General features: G+C 62.9%; 8 protein-coding genes. 1 reads left to right on the top strand and 7 read right to left on the bottom strand.

Annotation, left to right across the window (positions count from 1 at the left end; genetic code table 11):
- Nucleotides 1–382, top strand: a 382-nt coding sequence (locus tag VLT15_04510; protein ID HSR44478.1) for a peptidase S8, incomplete at its 5' end; no start/stop codon positions are given.
- Between the two features lie 137 nt (nt 383–519).
- Here VLT15_04510 and VLT15_04505 read toward each other — a convergent pair.
- The 7 genes from VLT15_04505 to VLT15_04475 all read right to left on the bottom strand — a co-directional run.
- Complete coding sequence (locus VLT15_04505; GenBank protein ID HSR44477.1) at nt 520–1,104, bottom strand: hypothetical protein; 585 nt, start codon at nt 1,102–1,104, stop codon at nt 520–522.
- A 150-nt stretch (nt 1,105–1,254) separates the two neighbouring features.
- Nucleotides 1,255–10,869 carry an immunoglobulin-like domain-containing protein gene (locus VLT15_04500; GenBank protein HSR44476.1) on the bottom strand — a complete coding sequence of 3,205 codons (9,615 nt, stop codon included), beginning with the start codon at nt 10,867–10,869 and terminating at the stop codon, nt 1,255–1,257.
- A 516-nt stretch (nt 10,870–11,385) separates the two neighbouring features.
- A complete protein-coding gene (locus VLT15_04495; GenBank protein ID HSR44475.1) occupies nt 11,386–12,819 on the bottom strand; it encodes a HAMP domain-containing sensor histidine kinase in 1,434 nt (477 codons plus the stop codon).
- Nucleotides 12,820–12,896: 77 nt separating this feature from the next.
- Nucleotides 12,897–13,349, bottom strand: a complete 453-nt coding sequence (locus VLT15_04490) for a hypothetical protein (GenBank protein HSR44474.1) — start codon at nt 13,347–13,349, stop codon at nt 12,897–12,899.
- On the bottom strand, nt 13,346–14,212 hold the full coding sequence (locus tag VLT15_04485; protein HSR44473.1) for a ParA family protein: 867 nt from the start codon (nt 14,210–14,212) through the stop codon (nt 13,346–13,348). The genes VLT15_04490 and VLT15_04485 overlap by 4 nt, the downstream gene beginning before the upstream one ends.
- A gap of 552 nt (nt 14,213–14,764) precedes the next feature.
- Nucleotides 14,765–15,934 carry an SAM-dependent methyltransferase gene (locus tag VLT15_04480; protein HSR44472.1) on the bottom strand — a complete coding sequence of 390 codons (1,170 nt, stop codon included), beginning with the start codon at nt 15,932–15,934 and terminating at the stop codon, nt 14,765–14,767.
- A gap of 144 nt (nt 15,935–16,078) precedes the next feature.
- Nucleotides 16,079–16,382: multicopper oxidase domain-containing protein (locus VLT15_04475; GenBank protein HSR44471.1), on the bottom strand; the 304-nt coding region annotated here is incomplete at its 5' end.

Raw genomic sequence — 16,382 nt, 5'->3', positions numbered from 1 at the left:
TGACGGCGAGACCAATACCTTCCAGATCTGGATAGGTAGCAACACCGACGCCAACCCTGGCGAGGACATCAGCTTCACATACGGACCTGATATCTCCGATGGTGACGGCGGGTGGCTCACCGTCGGAGTCGAGAACGCGTTCGGAAACGAGGGTGGCACCGTCTATTTCGATGGTGCGGGCACTCCGCCTTCGCCGTCGTACCCATATGGCGATTACGAAGTTGACGTGTTCTCAGTACCCGGCGCACCGGGTGAGACGCACACCATCAGCTTCACAGCCGAGGGCAAGACGGTCGGAGAGTGGTGGAACTACGCCACTCTTTGGACGAGTTCGATAGCAGGGAACGGCATCGCCAGCTTCCGTGGCGAAGTGACGAAGTAGCCGGACAATCGACAGTTCGCGAAGCGGGGGCCGGTCAATCCGGCCCCCGCTTGTATTTCAGCACGATCCTGCGTTAGGAGCGCATCCTGGGATGAACACCCGACGCCCGACAGCGTCACGATTCAGCGTCCGATGACCTAGCCTTTCGAGTCGCAGAGGAATGGGCCTCGGCTACCACCACTGTGGTAGGGATAGGCCACGCCATTCGCGAACAACTCGAGGTAGGTCCCGTCGACTTGGACCTGGGTGTAAGCCATGCCCGGTTGTGGGCAGCCGAGGCCACCATCGGGCCAAACCACCCGTTCGGCCGCGACGAGGGAGATCTGACCAGGATCCAATGCCAACCTTGCAGACAAATCAGCCAAGGCGAGATCCACGAGCGGCTGAAGATCACCAGCGTCAACGCTCGATCTGACAGAAGGGAGTTCGACAGGTGTTATCGGTTCCGCCTCAGCCAATTCGGGTGTTGCAGTAGCGTCCGAGGTGGCATTCGCGTCATCAACAGGCACTTCGTCTTCTGGTTTCGGCTCAGTTCCTTCATCTCCGCTTGCAAGACTCGAACGAGCAGGCTCCTCAATCGAGCCCACTGTCATCGGGGCTGAATCGTCGACGGATTTGATCATCGGATCGTCCGCAACTGAAAGATCCTCAGAGTCGTTGCCAGAACTCGCGCCGGATGCGCAGCTGCTCAGCAACAGTGCCGCGATGACAAATGGTGTCAATCGTCTCATGATCGAATAGCCCTTCCGCCTCCCCGGCACCAAAGATAGTCGCAGACGAGACGTCACCGTTACACAGCATGGTTTCCATGAGTCCCGGTCCGGCGTCGTTCCGTACCTGTCTTGGGTATCGAACAGCGACGGAAACAGCCCCTAAGCCTCGGCTCCCAATCCGGCGATGCGGGCGCGGCCCTGGCGGTATTCGAAGAAGATCATCCAGCCGGGTGACCCCGGCGAGCGGACGTTGAGGTAGTGATAGTTCTTGCACTCGGCCGGGATCAGGTGTGACCGTTCGAGGGGTGCATCGACTGAGATCTCGTGGTCCTGGGACTTCCAGGACTCGAGGAACAAGTCGAGGAGGGACGGTGCCTCCCCGTCCTGGTCGTTGGTGAGGATTTCTGTGATGCGGTCTGTGGCGACGTTGACAGCTTGCCCGTTGAGCGACACGAACATTCCCCGGGTTCCGACCAGGGCTGAACCGAGGCGGCGCCGGCGGGCGCGGGCGAGACGGTTGACGAGCCGGCTGGGACGACGGTCGGAGTTGAACTCGATCTCGTCGATGTCTTCGGTGACGTTCCGGCGGTTGACCCAGCCCTGCCCGGAATCGCACTCGATCGGGAGCCAGGTCGTCCCGGCGGCGTCTTTGACCGTCCTTCCGGTTGACACGAGGCCGCGAGTGTTGGGTAGCAGCTTGAATGCGGGGTTGCTGTCAGCCGACGGTTCGGAATGGACGGAGAGTTTCTCTTCTGCTCCGACCCATACGACGGCCCAGTGCCGGCGCTTGGTCGTGAGTCCGGTGGCCCAGGGCGTGCCACCAACCAGGAACCACAACGCTCCAAGGAGGAGGAGGATCATCGGGAGCTGCATTGCCGACACGGATTGGAAGATTGCCTCGGTCAACAGCCGGATCGCCCGGGGAGTGTCGAGTGCGACCCGGGCCAGCGAGAGAGGCTCGAGGTCGATTTCCAACAGGTCCGTGCCGACCGTGTCCGCCAGGCCGATGGCAGCGATCAACGCCGACGACAGCACCTCGACCAGGACCTCAACGGTGGTGACCCCACCGTTGCCGTCCGAGACCGTGTAGGTGAACGACTCCTGGCCGACCCAACCGGTATCGGGCGTGTAGTGGATCCGGCCGTCGATGATCTCAACCGTCCCATTCTCCGGCTGACTGAACCCGACGAGCGACAACACGTCACCGTCGACATCCCAGTCATTCTCCAAGACGTCGAGGCCGGAGGGCAGGTAGTCCGACAAAAGGATCGAGTCGATGCCACCCACCGGTGCATCGTTGACAGCCTCAACAATGACCACAACAGTCCCACCGTCCATCGACCCGAACGGGTCGGTCAACGTGTATCCGATCGTGACTTCACCAAACCAGTCGGCACGCGGAGCGAACGACAGCGTCCCACCCGCTACCGTCACGGTCCCCACCTCCGGCGCCGAGACAATTTCAACCGTGAGGGGATCGCCGTCGGGGTCGGCATCCGCAGCGACGCGTACCCGGGCCGTTGTGTCCTCGGGGATCCTGACCGTGAAGTCGGCCGCTACCGGCGGGTGGTTCAGGACGGGAATGGTGATCCGCACCGACGCCCGGTCCGAGGCGCCGTTCTCATCGGTGATCTGGTAGACGAACACATCGTCGGTCCCGCCGAGAGAGTCGTGGACGTAGGTGAACGAACCGTCCGGGTTCAACACGAGATCCCCGAACGAAGTTCCGGTGACGAGGCTCACAGTGAACGGATCGCCGTCGGGATCGGAATCGTTGCCCAGAATGCCCGGCGCAGGCACGGCGATCTCTCCACTCTCATTCACCGAATAGCCGTCGTCGACTGCCACCGGTGGCCGGTTGGGGACGGCGACGTCGACGACCCGTAGCGCCGTCGCCGGGTTGCCGGAAGAGTCGACCACCGAGTAGACGACCACATACGAGCCACCGGCCGTCAGGTCCAGAGCGGACACATCGATCGTGATCGAGCCTGTGATGTCACCGTCATAGCTATCCGATGCAGTCGCACCCGACTCTGTGTAGGTGTCGCCTACGTACAACTGCTGCGGATTGGCACCCAGCAGCACAATCACCGGTGGGGTGGTGTCCGCGACCAGCACCGAACGGGTAGCCGATGCCGAGTTGCCGGAGCTGTCGGAAACCGTGTAGGAAACGCTGTATGAGCCGATCGATGTGGTATCGACACCCGATGCATCGACTGAGATCGACGAGGTCAGATCACCGTCGACCGCGTCCACCGCCGTGGCACCGGGGTCGGAATATGATCCGCCAACCTCAACAGTTGCCGGATCCGCGCCGAGCAGGGTGATGGCCGGAGGAGCCGTATCGACGACATTCACACCACGAACGACCGTCACGGCTGCGTTCCCGGACGAGTCCGACACGTCATAGGTGACCGTGTATGAACCGACACTCGAGCTGTCCACCCCTGATGTGTCAACAACTATGGAAGAGGTCAGATCGCCGTCAGCGGCGTCCACCGCCGTGGCACCGGGGTCGGAATACCCGCTGCCGGCCTCGATCGTGACCGGGTCCGGCCCGAGGAGCGTGATTATCGGCGGAACGGTATCGACCACATTCACCGTACGGATAGCCGATGCAGGATTACCGCTGGAATCGACCACGTCATAGAGCACCGCATAGGAACCAACCACCGACGTGTTGACCGCGCCGGCATCAATCACGATCGATCCGGTCAGGTCACCGTCATAGTTATCAGAAGCCGTCGCCCCCAACTCGACATAGACATCCCCCCCCTCGACCGTCTGCGGATTCGCACCCACCAACACAATGACGGGCGGGGTTGAATCCGGCACGACGGCCGACACGGCAGCTGAGAACTCTGAGCTGGATCCGAAGCTGCCGGCTCCAAAGTCACGAGTAGCAGTGGCGGTGAGCTCGTACCCGGCCCAACCGGCAATCGTGGTCGAGTAGGAGGCAGACCCGCCGGGATGAGAAACGACTGCGTAGGTGCCGGAGAGGCTTTCGCCTTCACCGTATCCGGTCGGGTCTACACCGGTCGGGTTGGCGTAGAACTCGATTCGGTAGTTGCCCGCCGGCGCGTCGAGATCGAAATCTACGGTAATCACACCGAGGGTTTCGATGGCTGAGGTGATGACCGGGAAGTTCAGGAGGTCGTTCGGCCCTGAATCACCGTCGGCTGCGTCGTTGACAGTGACACCGTCGGATCCGAGGTCGATACCCAGACCGGTGTTGGCAAAGATGATGTTCCCAATGATCGTGTTGCCCGACCCGGCTGTTGCGGTCAGATCGATACCGTCGCCCAGGTTGTAGGCCACGACATTGGCAGCGCCGGCGACCGTTCCTCCGATAAGAGTCCCGGTTGCCGCGGCGTCGATACTGATGCCGGCTCCGCCGTTCGCCAGCCCGGATGCTCCCCCGGCATCCATACCCACGATGTTGCCTGCCACGATGTTCCCCGTAGTCCCGGCACCATCTATGAGCACCCCGGCTCCGGTATTTCCCGAAATCGTATTCGTGTCGGGTGAAGAGGTCCCGCCGATGGTGTTGTCCGATGCACCTCCCGTGATCCAAACGCCGAGTCCGTTCGGATTGCCAACCGCACCAGTGGCTGCGGTGCCAATGTGCGCGGCAGCAACCGTGCCGCCCGTGGCAGCCGCACCCGAGATAAGGACACCGGCGCCGGAGCCGAATCCTCCGATTGCCACACCGCGGACACCGTTGTCGGACGACGTCAGGGTGAGACCGTGCATTGCAGGAGCGACGCCCGGTCCGGAGATCTCGAGCTCGGGTCCGGCACCGTTCGGGTTGAGGACTGTCGTGCCGTCTGCTGCCGAGTAGGCGGTGCCGTCGATCGTCGTTTGGGAATCGGAGACGGCGGGCAATGCCGTCGTGACCGCCAGTCGCCACCAGCTGCCGGTGCCATCGTTGGCCGCAACCGCGGGCACGAACCGCATCATGTTCGGTCCCGTCCCGAGGTTGGCGTTCGCAATGAACTGACGCAGTGATCCCTGCGGGCTCGCACCGTCGCCGCCTTCGAGGTTTGTCACCACGTTGAAGGAGAACCCGAAGTCGAACTGGTCGACGGTCTCGCCCGGAACGAAGCTGTGATAGGCAACATGCTCGGCGCCGACGAGGCCGGCGGCGTCGGAGGCGGTGGGTCGCATCCCACCGAACACCGGCCCGGCTGCTCCCGTCTGAGTAAACGCAGCATCGACGAGTGACCCTGCCGGCCCATATGTCTGCTCGGCCCAGCCGGTGCCACCGGCGTCGGGCGACACGGTGGTCGAGTCGATGACTATCCAGTACGGTCCTGCAGGGAACCCGGTGAAGTAGTAGTGACCCGCAGGGCCGGTCACCGTCGATGCGTAGAACGGGTCGGCAGCATCCGGCTGGCCCAGGGTGCCGAGATCCTGATAGAAGCGGATGGTCACTCCGCCGACCCCACGGTTGGTCGGGTCGCCCGGTGATTCACCACCTGAGAGAGCGTTGCCTGCAATGTCATCGAAGACGGTTCCCTCTACCGAGGGCGGCAGAGCCGGGTCAAGTCCAAACGCCACCGACCTGTAGTTGCTCCCATTGTCCAGAGTCCGTCCGGCGTCCAGGCCGGCGTTCATCTTGTCAACCTGATACAGCGCACCACCGTCAACACCCCACAGTTGGCCGGAAGTATCGAAACTCAATCCAGTGATCGGCTGCGAGAGAACGCCCGCGCTGTTCGTGAAGCCGAAGTAGGAACTCACGGTGACCAACTCCGACGAAGCTCCATCGGTCAAGACCGCGTATATCTGCCAATCGGCAGGGTCGATCGCCAGTGAAGTTGCGTCGTCGAGCGGCCCCCAGGACCGCACCCGTGAGTAATCCGAGAAGAAGAACGCGTTCGGAATGTGCAGACCGGTCCCGACATCTATGCGGAACAGCACATCGTCGCCGAAGGCCCTCCGATGCACTCCATACAACCGCCCGTTCAGCGGATGAAATGCCAAACCCCGAACGTCGTTCAGCAACACCTCACCCAGCGACCCACCAGCAGTACCCAACCCCGGTCCGATCGGCGAGAACGACCCCGACTCGGGGTCCAAGGTACCGAACTGGCCGCCGTCCACCGCATACACCACCCCCGTTGTCGGGTGAGCCGCGATCGCCTCGACAGAGCTAGTCCCGGTTCCGATCCCGATGTCCACCTCATTGGTGACCGGGTTGAAATCCGCTTCGTCGACCGCGGTCAGCAAGTCATCGCCACCACCGGCTCCACCCGTTCCGGCCACCACATAGGGCACGCTGGTTGCCACGTTGGTGACCGTCCAGGTGAAAGTGTCGGTCACCGGGGCGTTGACACCATCGGTCACCGACACCTCAACGGTGTAGGGGCTGGAAGCCGCCGCTGCGTGGTTGATCAGCCCGGTGATCAAGCCCGTTCCGGAGTCAATCGACAACCCGAGAGGCAAACCGGTGGCCGAGTAGGTGAGCGTATCGCCCTCTGCGTCGGTGGCGGCTGCGGAAACGGATATCAGCGGAACTCCTTCGGGGTCGTTCTGATCAGCGAGTGGCGGTATGAACGCCGGAGGCGTGTTGGTGACGGTGACGGCTGAGGAGTATTCGGAGGTCGGTCCGAACGGGGAGCTGGTGCCTTCGGTGGTGGTGGCGGTGAGGATGTCCCCGATCGACCCGGCGAAGGAGGCGCTGTATGAGGCCGACCCGCCGGGATGGCCCGACACATCGTAGAAGGCGACGAAGGTCTCACCTTCGCCGTAGCCGGAAGGGTCGGCAGCCGTGTTCGTGAAGAACTCGATCCGATAGTTGCCGGCCGGAACGTCCAGGTCGAAACCGATAGTGAGGGTGCCCCCGAACTCGGTGGCCGAGGTGATGACCGGGAAGTTCAGCAGATCGTTGCCACCCGAGTCGCCGTCCCCCGGATCGTTGAGGGTCACCCCGTCTTCGCCCAGATCGATTCCCAACCCGGTGTTGCCGTACACCGAGTTGCCGATCACTGTGTTGTCCACACAGTTGGGCCGAATCAGGATGCCGCGGTTGGGACTTCCAACCACCACATTGCCATCGAAGGGACCGGTCCCACCGATCATGTTGCCCGAGGCGCTCTCCGATACGAGGATCCCGTTGTCGGTGTTGCCCCGCACGGTCCCGGAGGCGTCGATCCCGACCCAGTTGTTGGAAAGGGTGTTGTTGTCACCCCATCCGGGCAAGCCGTCGATCTCCAGGCCCTCGTCGGCGAAGCTGTGGACTATGAAACCCTTGATGGTGCTGTCGTTGGTCACTATCGCCAGCCCGGCGGTAGCTCCGATGGCACTGGTACCGTCCAGCTGGACTATCGGGTCACCGGTGTACCCGGGCTGGGTGGTGGCGTCTAGTGTCGCCGGGTCTGAGATGCTCGGATATGGAGAATTCGGGGTCAGCGTAAACGCCAGCGGTACGGCCGAATACCCCGACTCCGTGACCGGAATGTTGAACTCGATCGTGTCCATCGCTCCGAAGGCATTGGCTTCTTCGATCGCAGCCCGTAGCGTGCACTCCGTCGCCCCCTGGCTGTTGATACCACCGGTATCACAAACCCCGTTTCCCGCAAAAGCATCCCCGGCATCACCCGTGGAGTTGACAACGAACAGTCCCGGACCCGAGACGGTCACCGTAACGGTTGCGGTGTCCAACCCCCCGTTGCCGTCGGAGACGGTGTAGGTGAACGTGTCGATCCCGGTCCAGGAAGCGTTGGGGGTGTAGGTGACGTTGGTGCCGTTGTTGACCACCGTGCCGTTCGCCCCCTGGGTGACCGAATCGACCGTGAGCGGGTCGGAGTCGGGATCTGAATCGTTGGCGAGCACATCGACCACTACTGCAGCGTCCGCAAGGGTGCCATCCGCATCATCGACCGCCACCGGCGGGTTGTTGGCCGCGAAGGTGGCTTCGATCTGGACGTCGTCGAGGTAGAAGTCGTGGCCGCTACTCGCGATGGTGTTCCGGAACCTGATCTGGGTATCGGCTGCCGCGTAGGCGGATATATCGAACGACTGCGATACCGGTGAGTTGATATCGATGTTGACCGTGTAGGACTGCAGAGCACTCCAAGATCCCCCACCGTTGCCCGAAACCTCCAACACGACCACTGGGTCGGTACCAAAGGTGTTGTTCTGCTCGTAGGAGAAGGTGAGGGTGGCCGAGGTGGCCCCGCTCAGATCGGCCTGGCGGAATACACTGCGAATAGCTCCCAAATCCATGGACAGCGCATTTCCCGCCACCACCGGCCACAGGCTGCTCACTCGCACGAACCCGAGACCCGCCCCGTCCCACTCACCAACTTCGGACCACGGGTTCGGCGTCCAATCCAAAGTCCCGTCGCTCCCCCCAAACGAAACCGAGTTGAACTCATCCAAATACGTGCTCGAGGCGGCAGGTGCCGGAGCGAGTGCCACGAGGTGACCGACGCTGCCGTCGCTGGCTTCCGCCGTTGCCGTCCGGGTGCCGGTCACCCCGGCCACCGCGAGAACCTCATCGGCTGCTTCGGCCACGGTTTCCGCGAACGGGGAACCACCTCCGCCGCTGGCAATATCCCACCGTTCGTTCATACCCACCGGTGGGGTTATTGCCCCATCGTCTCTGACGGCAAAGAACGCGATCAGAGTGGTTCCAGGCTGAGTGGTCGTAATGGACGGAGCGACGAGGCTGGTGGTTAATCCATTGACTTGACCCCCAAAGGCGTCGATCGGACTTGCCATGTTCACACCGCTGTAGGCGCCGATGGCGCCTGAAGCCGCGTCCGTCGCCCCACTCACGAGCAAGAAGCCATACTGCGCAGGCTCGCTTGCCGTTGCTTCACGCCAATACAGGCCCTGCATGATTCCTGAGGTCGGGTGTTTCAGCAGATGGATCAGGTTCCAACCCGCCGGCGGGGTGATCGAACCGGTGCTGTTTGCGCTGTAGGCGACCTGGGCAATTAGCAGGTCGCCCGCCACGACACCGGCCGGGACCGGAAGATTGATGTTTGTCCCGCTCGGAATCAAACCTCCGCCGGTGGCCACCGACTTGAAGGTCGGATCGATGATGAGCGGGAGTGTGCGGTCGTAGTCGCCGACTACGAAGGCAATGGCTCCGTCGCTTCTTTGCAGGTAGCTGCTTTCGATGGTGATCTGGCGTCCGTTGACGATCTGGTAGGTGTGGGGGGCGGTCGCGTGCAGATCACGGCCGATTCGTCGGTCGATGAGCAGCGACCCGTCTTCCTGGATTCTCAGTTCGTTGGCGCCCGAGAACGTGAGTGCGATCTGGTTTGGGTTGCTGTTGGGCTGGACCGTGAGGTCGTATCGAAGCTCACGCCCCGCCGCTGAGTAGGTGACGTCGATTCCGGGATAGACATCGGTGTAGGTGACTGCGGCGTACTTGCCAGGGCCGGTGGCGTTGAATCCAACCGGTGAAGGATCCGGTGCAGCGCCGACGAAGGCCATCCGCACCTCGTTGGAAGAGTTGCCGCTGCCGAGAGTCAGCACTGCCTCAGCGCCGGCAAGGGTGACGGCATAGCCCCGGCCCATCGCCACGAAATCGAGGTTCGGGTCGGCTTGACCGGAGTTCTGTTCGAATGTGAGAGGCTGGTCGGGCGAGTTGTTCTGAAGTGCAGCTTGCCACTCGGCAGCCGACATGGTCGGTCCGGCTGCACCGGTGACGGGTGTTGTGGATGTAGTAGGGGAAGCAACAGGGTCGGTGGAAGAGTCGTCGTTATGCGGTGTGGGATTGGAAGCAGTGGCTCGACCGAAGACATCGTCTGGGCCGGTGACGGTCAGGCCCGTCTCGATCGCTTTCACATCAGCCGTTCCATCGAGTCGAGCGGAGAAAGAACCGACGAGTGTGTCCCCTGGAAGCAGGGTCAGACCGCCCGCCAGAGCGGGCACCTCACCGAAGACCGGAGCGGGAGGATTGGCATCGATCGCTACCGAGTCAACGATCAGACCGCCTTCGTGGCGGACATCGACGTCATCGACGCGAAAGATGACTTCGGTGGCCGGTCCGACCATTTCGGTGATATCGACGGTCATGGTCTCGAAGTCGGGATCCGTTAGCCCATTCCCCGACCCGGTCAGCTGATCCACCGGTACCGGTGTGCCGGTCACCGGATCTGAGACGGCCACGGTCACCGCGGCACCATCTGGAAGATCAACTCGTTTGATTCGGTAGGTCAGATAGGCGACCGGGAATCCGGTGAGGTCGACGGTGCGGCTGAGCTGCGAGCCGTTGCCCGACAGTTGAGCCACCGCGATGTTGTCGAAGTTGCCGACCCGGACATCGCCGGAATCCGGTCCATCCGTCTCCGGCTGTTCGATCCAGGACCCTGTCCAGCCATGGCTGCCGGTTGAACCATCGAAACTGCTCGACGTGAAGTCGTCCACGGCTGAGAGCCCAAACGCCCGGACGATGATCGGAGTTTCGGTTGACATTGGACTGAGACCGGGAGCCAGTGCTGCCTCCACGCTGAGGTCCGGAAGCAAGGCGCCGGTGCCGTTGAAGACCGAGTACGTGTAGGAGATCGAGTCACCGCCGCTCAGTGCGCCTTGCGGATCCGCCGTCAGTTGAACCTCGAGTCCCGGGGTTTCGGCCGTAGCGTCCAACAACGGCAGACCGAGCACGACCATCAGAAACGCCAGCAGAGCCAGCCCGACTTTCCGGAGGCGCTCGAGGAAGACCCGGCCGGCGGGCAGGTTGCGCCAGCCGGGGTGCCGTGCACTGTCAGGACCCGGGAAGGCCCAACCGGAACTCGGAAGCGTGGTACGGCTCACACCAATGTTTTCGGCGCGGAATTGCCGGAACCTAAAGAGAATCTCGGGCCATTAGCCCGGTCGCCATACGAACTAGTGCGTGGTCCGTGAATCTTCCAGCACACGACGAAGGCCGCAGCGGAGGAATCGACCCGGACTCGCTCCTCCGAAGGCCAAGGGTCTCCATCCCGATCAGGCCCGCAAGCAATGTGGACACTCATGTGGCATTGATTGTGGACGTAGCCTTTCCGCACAGAGCACACGGAACTGAGTCGAGGCGGCCCGGCGCCGAGTTCAAGGACGGGAGGTTCGCTGGATCAGTCTCCCCAGAGGGCGCGTCCCCGACGTATAAGGCGGGAGTGGGTTTCGGGTACGGCCTCTTCATCCCCCGCACCATGCACTAGTGGTATCTACCGCCGACAAACCCACAACATTCAGATCAGATAGCCAACCGTCCAAAGCATCGCTTTCGGTTCTGCTCAACCCGGGAATCGCATCGACTATCGCCGGCGGCCCGGCGAAGATCGAGGGGCCTGCTCAGCGGCGGGTCACTTCGGGCAAGAACTCGTCGAAAGGGCTCCCGGTGGCGTCGACGTCTGCGAGCGGCATGGCAACGATGAATCGCGTCTCGCCGTCACGGCGTTCGTACTCGACGGAACCCGACATGCCGTCGGCAAGCGCCCGCACAATAGAAAGGCCGAGGCCGACCGAGTCCTTGACGGCAGTCTGCGCGTTCTGGTGGATGAAACGCTGGAATACCTTGTCCTCGAGTTCTTTCGGAAGCCCTACCCCGTTGTCGGCGACCACCAGCTGATAGGTCCGGCCGACGACGGATCCCTCCACCCAGATCTTCGGCCCACCATATTTCCGAGCATTGGATAGAAGGTTGCGCAAGATCTGGCGGAAACGCAGGTGGTCCGCCCGGATCACTCCCGGAGCACAGTGGATCGTCGCTTCGAGCTTGGAACGCCGCATCGGTTCGATGACTTCCCGAACCTCTTCCGGGACGTCCACGTCCGAGAATGAATAGGTGAGCGCACCGGCATCGAGGCGCGCCGTTGTCAGTAGGTCTTCGACCATGCGCCCGAGATCGGCCGATTCGGACACGATCATCCTGACGAACTCGGACGCCACTTCAGATGACTGAACCACAGGGTCGTCCTCGAGCAACATCGCCAGTCCGTGGATACCGGTCAGCGGAGTCCTCAGCTCGTGCGACGCGTTCGCAATGAATTCCTCCCGCGCTTGTGACAAACGGCGCTCGGCATCCAGACGGGCTTCGAGCTCGGCCTGACCACGAGCACGCGACGCAAGCCGTTGGTAGATCAAGATGATCGCGGCCGGAATCAGGAAGGCGACCAGGAACCGTGACACATCGCCCACCGTGACCAGCAAATCGTCCGAAGCCTCGATCTCCGCGAACAGGTCGTTGCGAACTTGCACAAGAGCGCCCATCAGAGACTGGAAGGTTTGGTCCAGTGATTCCTCGGCAGCCAGCTGGCCCTGCACCGACTCGCCCGAATCAAGGAGATCGTGAATCTTGCCGGCAGCCGCATTGAACGCTTCCACACTGGCACGCGCGGCTGAGGGGAGCAGCACGTCCTCCGCCGTCTCCAGGTCGTCAAACCCGCTGTTCATGTCCGACAGAGCTGCAAGAACTTCCGAGAGCGAGACATTTCGAGCGTCAAGTGAGTTCGTTCCGAACTCTCGGTCAACCGCCGCCATGTGAACTGCAAGAGCAAGCTGCGCCCTGGCGACGGTCGCCGACCGGAGCGTCTCGTCGGCGTTGTGCAAAGCGGCAGCCGCCTTGGTTATTCGCTGAGATCCCCAGGCTGCACTGAAGACGACGCCGACCACGAGGAGCAGAATGAGACCGGCGCCGATCGTTATGAGTAGCGGCCTGTCGCGTCGGGATTTGGGAGGACGGCTCCCGGAACGACGAAGGGATGGTGTGCGGATCGCGCGGTTCACACAGTGTTATTCGGCAGTCCAACCTTGCTCACTGAAGCTTTTTGTGTGAGAAATCCCAGCCGACCCGCCGGGGTTGGTCAGCCGATCGAGGCAGCCAGCAGAGCGGATACGACACCCGACCGCGACGAGCCGTACTCGGCGGCGAGCCCATCGAGAATCCCCACCTCTTCATCGGTCAGGTACAACATGTGCACGATACGGCCGGAGGAGGTGTTGGATCGATGGGCGAAAGGTTCGGGGTTCGATCCGAACCACGTTGCGTCGAAGCGACCGGCTGCATCGCGGTACGCAGATCGAAGTAGGTCGGACAAGGTCAGCCGCCTAGCTGCGGCCTCATTCACCGCACGGCGGCTTATGGCAGGTTCCAGCGACACGTTTATGCGGCGTTTGCGACGCGACGCCTGGGTCTTTGGTTTCTTCTTGCGGGGAGCAGCGGACGGGGGTGGTTTGGGAACCTGCTTCGGCGGTGATGGAATCGATTCCGCCTCGACCGGGGTTTCGAACCCGCTGAAGTCCAGTTTGTCACTCATACGGCGCTCCAGGGATCGGCCGCCGGCGGAGCCGTGCGGGCAACGTAAGCCGAGAGAATCTCGGCGGTCAGACGCCGGTAGTCATCTGCGAGACCGGAAACCGACCCCTGCAGTCGGGCGCCACCGGGCGCTTTGGACGCTTCCTCATACTCGTGGGCGAGCATCCCCAGCCGGCGCATCTCGGTCGAGGCGCGCCGAGCCTCTCTCACATAGCCTCCGAACACCGGAGCGATCCTGGACAGACGCTCCTCCAGCATCGTTCTCACTTCGGCGACCAGACGGGTGTCCTGCGCCGCGAAATCGAACAGGAGAACCCCGAGAAGACGCAGGTCTGGATTGACAGAAGATCGGACCGTTGCGAACTCCCGGGCAACCCTGGTCAAGCCTTGCATCGACGCCAGGTCCCGGCGGGTCGGAACCACCACGAACGAGGTCGCCGCCAGGATCGCCTGGAGCACGACGCCTCCCGTAGGAGGACTGTCGATCACGACCAGGTCGTAGCGATCCGAGATCGCTCTCAGCGGGTTGCCGACGAGATGGAGCCGGTCGGAGATCGGAGCACGAACGAGGACCTCGACGAGCCCGTCCAACCGGGACCCTCCCGCGAGGACGTCGAGACCTTCTCGGACCGCCGGCATGGGCCTGGGAGCACGGCCGTTCATGAAGGCCTCCATCAGTTCGCGTCCGTCGTCGCCGGCATCGGTTTGCTCGTAACCGAGGTCGGCGCCGAGGTTGCCCTGCGGGTCGAGATCCACGGCCAGAACCCGCCACCCCGAGAGGGCTGCGAGAGCGGCGAAGTTGGCGGTAAACGAGGTCTTTCCGACCCCCCCTTTGCCGTTGGCGAACGCGATGACGTTACCCATGGTCGCCACTCTGCTTCGTGCTTGCCGTGTGGATGTCTATGTGGACAGTCATGTGGGTATCCCTATGGCCGATCATAGGGTCTCCTTCGGCTCCTTTGGATCTGGCTTGAGAGAATCCTTTCGCGGAGTTCCGGACCGGCCCTTCGCCGGGCGTGGGTTGTCTGCCGCTCTTCATAGCCGCGACCAGATGCGCCGCCATGTGGGTTGTGGTTTCAGACCGAGCTCCGGAGGGGGCTTCCGAGCGCCCCGAGAAGCATCTCGAGCGGCGCACCCATACTTACAACGATCTCGCAGAGGCCGGTCACATCCGGGTGCCGCCCGTGCCGAGGCGTAGTCACCGAGGTTGATCACTCTGGTCACCGTTCCTGAGTTGCTCCCGGCTTCCTCCCGGTATTCATGCGAATCGAGGAACCCGTACTTCGAGTGAACAACGTGAGCAGTGTGATCACTCCTGGGGTTGAACACACTCGTTGTGACTAGCTCTCCCCATTCAGAGTTCCTTGTCGCTCGTGATTGCGAACCGCGCGAACCACGAGAGGGGTGCCGGGAGGGTCAGCCGACGCGGACTACGAGGACCCTGAAGTCGCCGAGTCCGCGCGGGTGAAGCAAGGTCTCTACCTCGTTCTTGATGGAACGGATCTTGAGCCGCTCCATCGGGTCTCCGGAGGCGGCGAGCGTGAGCTCGGCGCGTCGAAGCCGGCTGAGTCGTTCGCGGAGGCCGAGAGAGGCAAGGAAGTCATCCTGGCGGTGGTACTCAACCTCTGCGCCGTACTCTTTCCCGATCACCTCGAGTGCTGTGAAGTTCACATCGACGGTGACGTCCGTCGCCCCAGGTTGATCGAGCGGGTGCGGTCCCAGGTGGTGAGCCCGGTAGGTTCGCAGGGTTCCCTCGGTCCGGCGCGGCTCGAGGTTCTCGGCGGTATCGCCGTAGTCGATCAGGACGAGAGCACCCCGGTCGAGCTTCGCAAGCGCGGTCTCGAACCAGCGGGCCGCCTCGAGTTGCACCTCGACGAAGCCGTCGACGGGACAGGGGCCGGCGAACCGGTCGCACCATTCGACGACCTCCGGGCGCGCCCCGGCATCGACGAGGACCAGCTCATCGTTGTCAGCTCCGACCCAGCGCTCCCGCCAACCGTCCTCCGTCCGCACCGCGATCGCAACCGGCAGATTGTCGATCAGCTCGTTGGCGAGGATGACCCCCGATAGGTGTCCGGGTAGTTCCTCGATCGAAGAGAGGACATGGAGCGAGACGGAGCCGGCTCTCGCTTCTGCACCCGGGGCCTGGTAGCCGGGAGAAGAAGAGAGATTGGTGAGAACCTCGCGAGCCGCGGGAGATGCTTCGATTGCCCAGACTTCCGGTTCGAACGAGAGCGACGCGAGCAGCGACCTGAGCAACGAACCCGACCCTGCGCCGACCTCGATTAGGTGGAATCTGTCAGCCTCCCCCTCCGTCTCGCTGCTGCGCAGCGAGCCACCTCCCCCGGCTGAGGCGCCGGGGGAGGAAAGGCGTTGCCTCTCCATCTCCACGAAAGCCGCCAGGGTTTCGCCGAACAGGGGGCTGACCTCCGGGCTGGTCAGGAAATCGCCGGCCTTCGTCGACCGCAGCTCACCCTTCGAGAAGAAGCCGTGCTCCGGGTGGTAGAGGGCGGCGCGCTGGAAGTCCTCGAACGGCAGCGGTCCGCTCCCGGCGATCTGAGCGAGGAGGATCTCCTTCAGGCGCATCACCCAAGGATGGACGCGTAGGACCTCTCAGGCAAACCGCATCTTGCGCGGCCGTGTGCAGACTTCCGGGAATAACTCACGCAATGAGCGGATGAAAGGAGGGCCGCCCAAGGCGGCCCTCCTCGGTGGGATTCGTTGCCGATGCTACGTAGGCTGACCCGGCTGCACGGGGCCGATCCGGAAGGGCCGCATCATCTCGTTGTCCTCGTGCTCGACGATGTGGCAGTGCCAGACGAACTGGCCCGGAGTGTTGAACTGTGCCCGCACCCGGGTCACCTGCCCCGGGTAGGCGATCACGGTGTCCTTGTACCCGGTCTCCCAGGGCTCAGGCAGCGCCGGTACCGACCCGGGCACCACCTGGACCTCCTGGGTGGCCTCGTTCACGAAGATGTCCTGGCGGTTGACGACCTCGAAGGCCACCTCGTGGATGTGCATGGGGTGGCCGTCG

It is taken from the genome of Acidimicrobiia bacterium, assembly GCA_035471805.1.
Taxonomy (GTDB): Bacteria; Actinomycetota; Acidimicrobiia; order Spongiisociales; family JAHEDJ01; genus JAHEDJ01.
This window is presented reverse-complemented; position numbering and strand designations above follow the sequence as displayed.

Bases quoted from the DNA above. Each gene is read 5' to 3' on its own strand.
- VLT15_04485 (HSR44473.1), bottom strand. From the start codon at position 14,212: ATGGGTAACGTCATCGCGTTCGCCAACGGCAAAGGGGGGGTCGGAAAG.
- VLT15_04480 (HSR44472.1), bottom strand. From the start codon at position 15,934: ATGCGCCTGAAGGAGATCCTCCTCGCTCAGATCGCCGGGAGCGGACCG.
- VLT15_04490 (HSR44474.1), bottom strand. From the start codon at position 13,349: ATGAGTGACAAACTGGACTTCAGCGGGTTCGAAACCCCGGTCGAGGCG.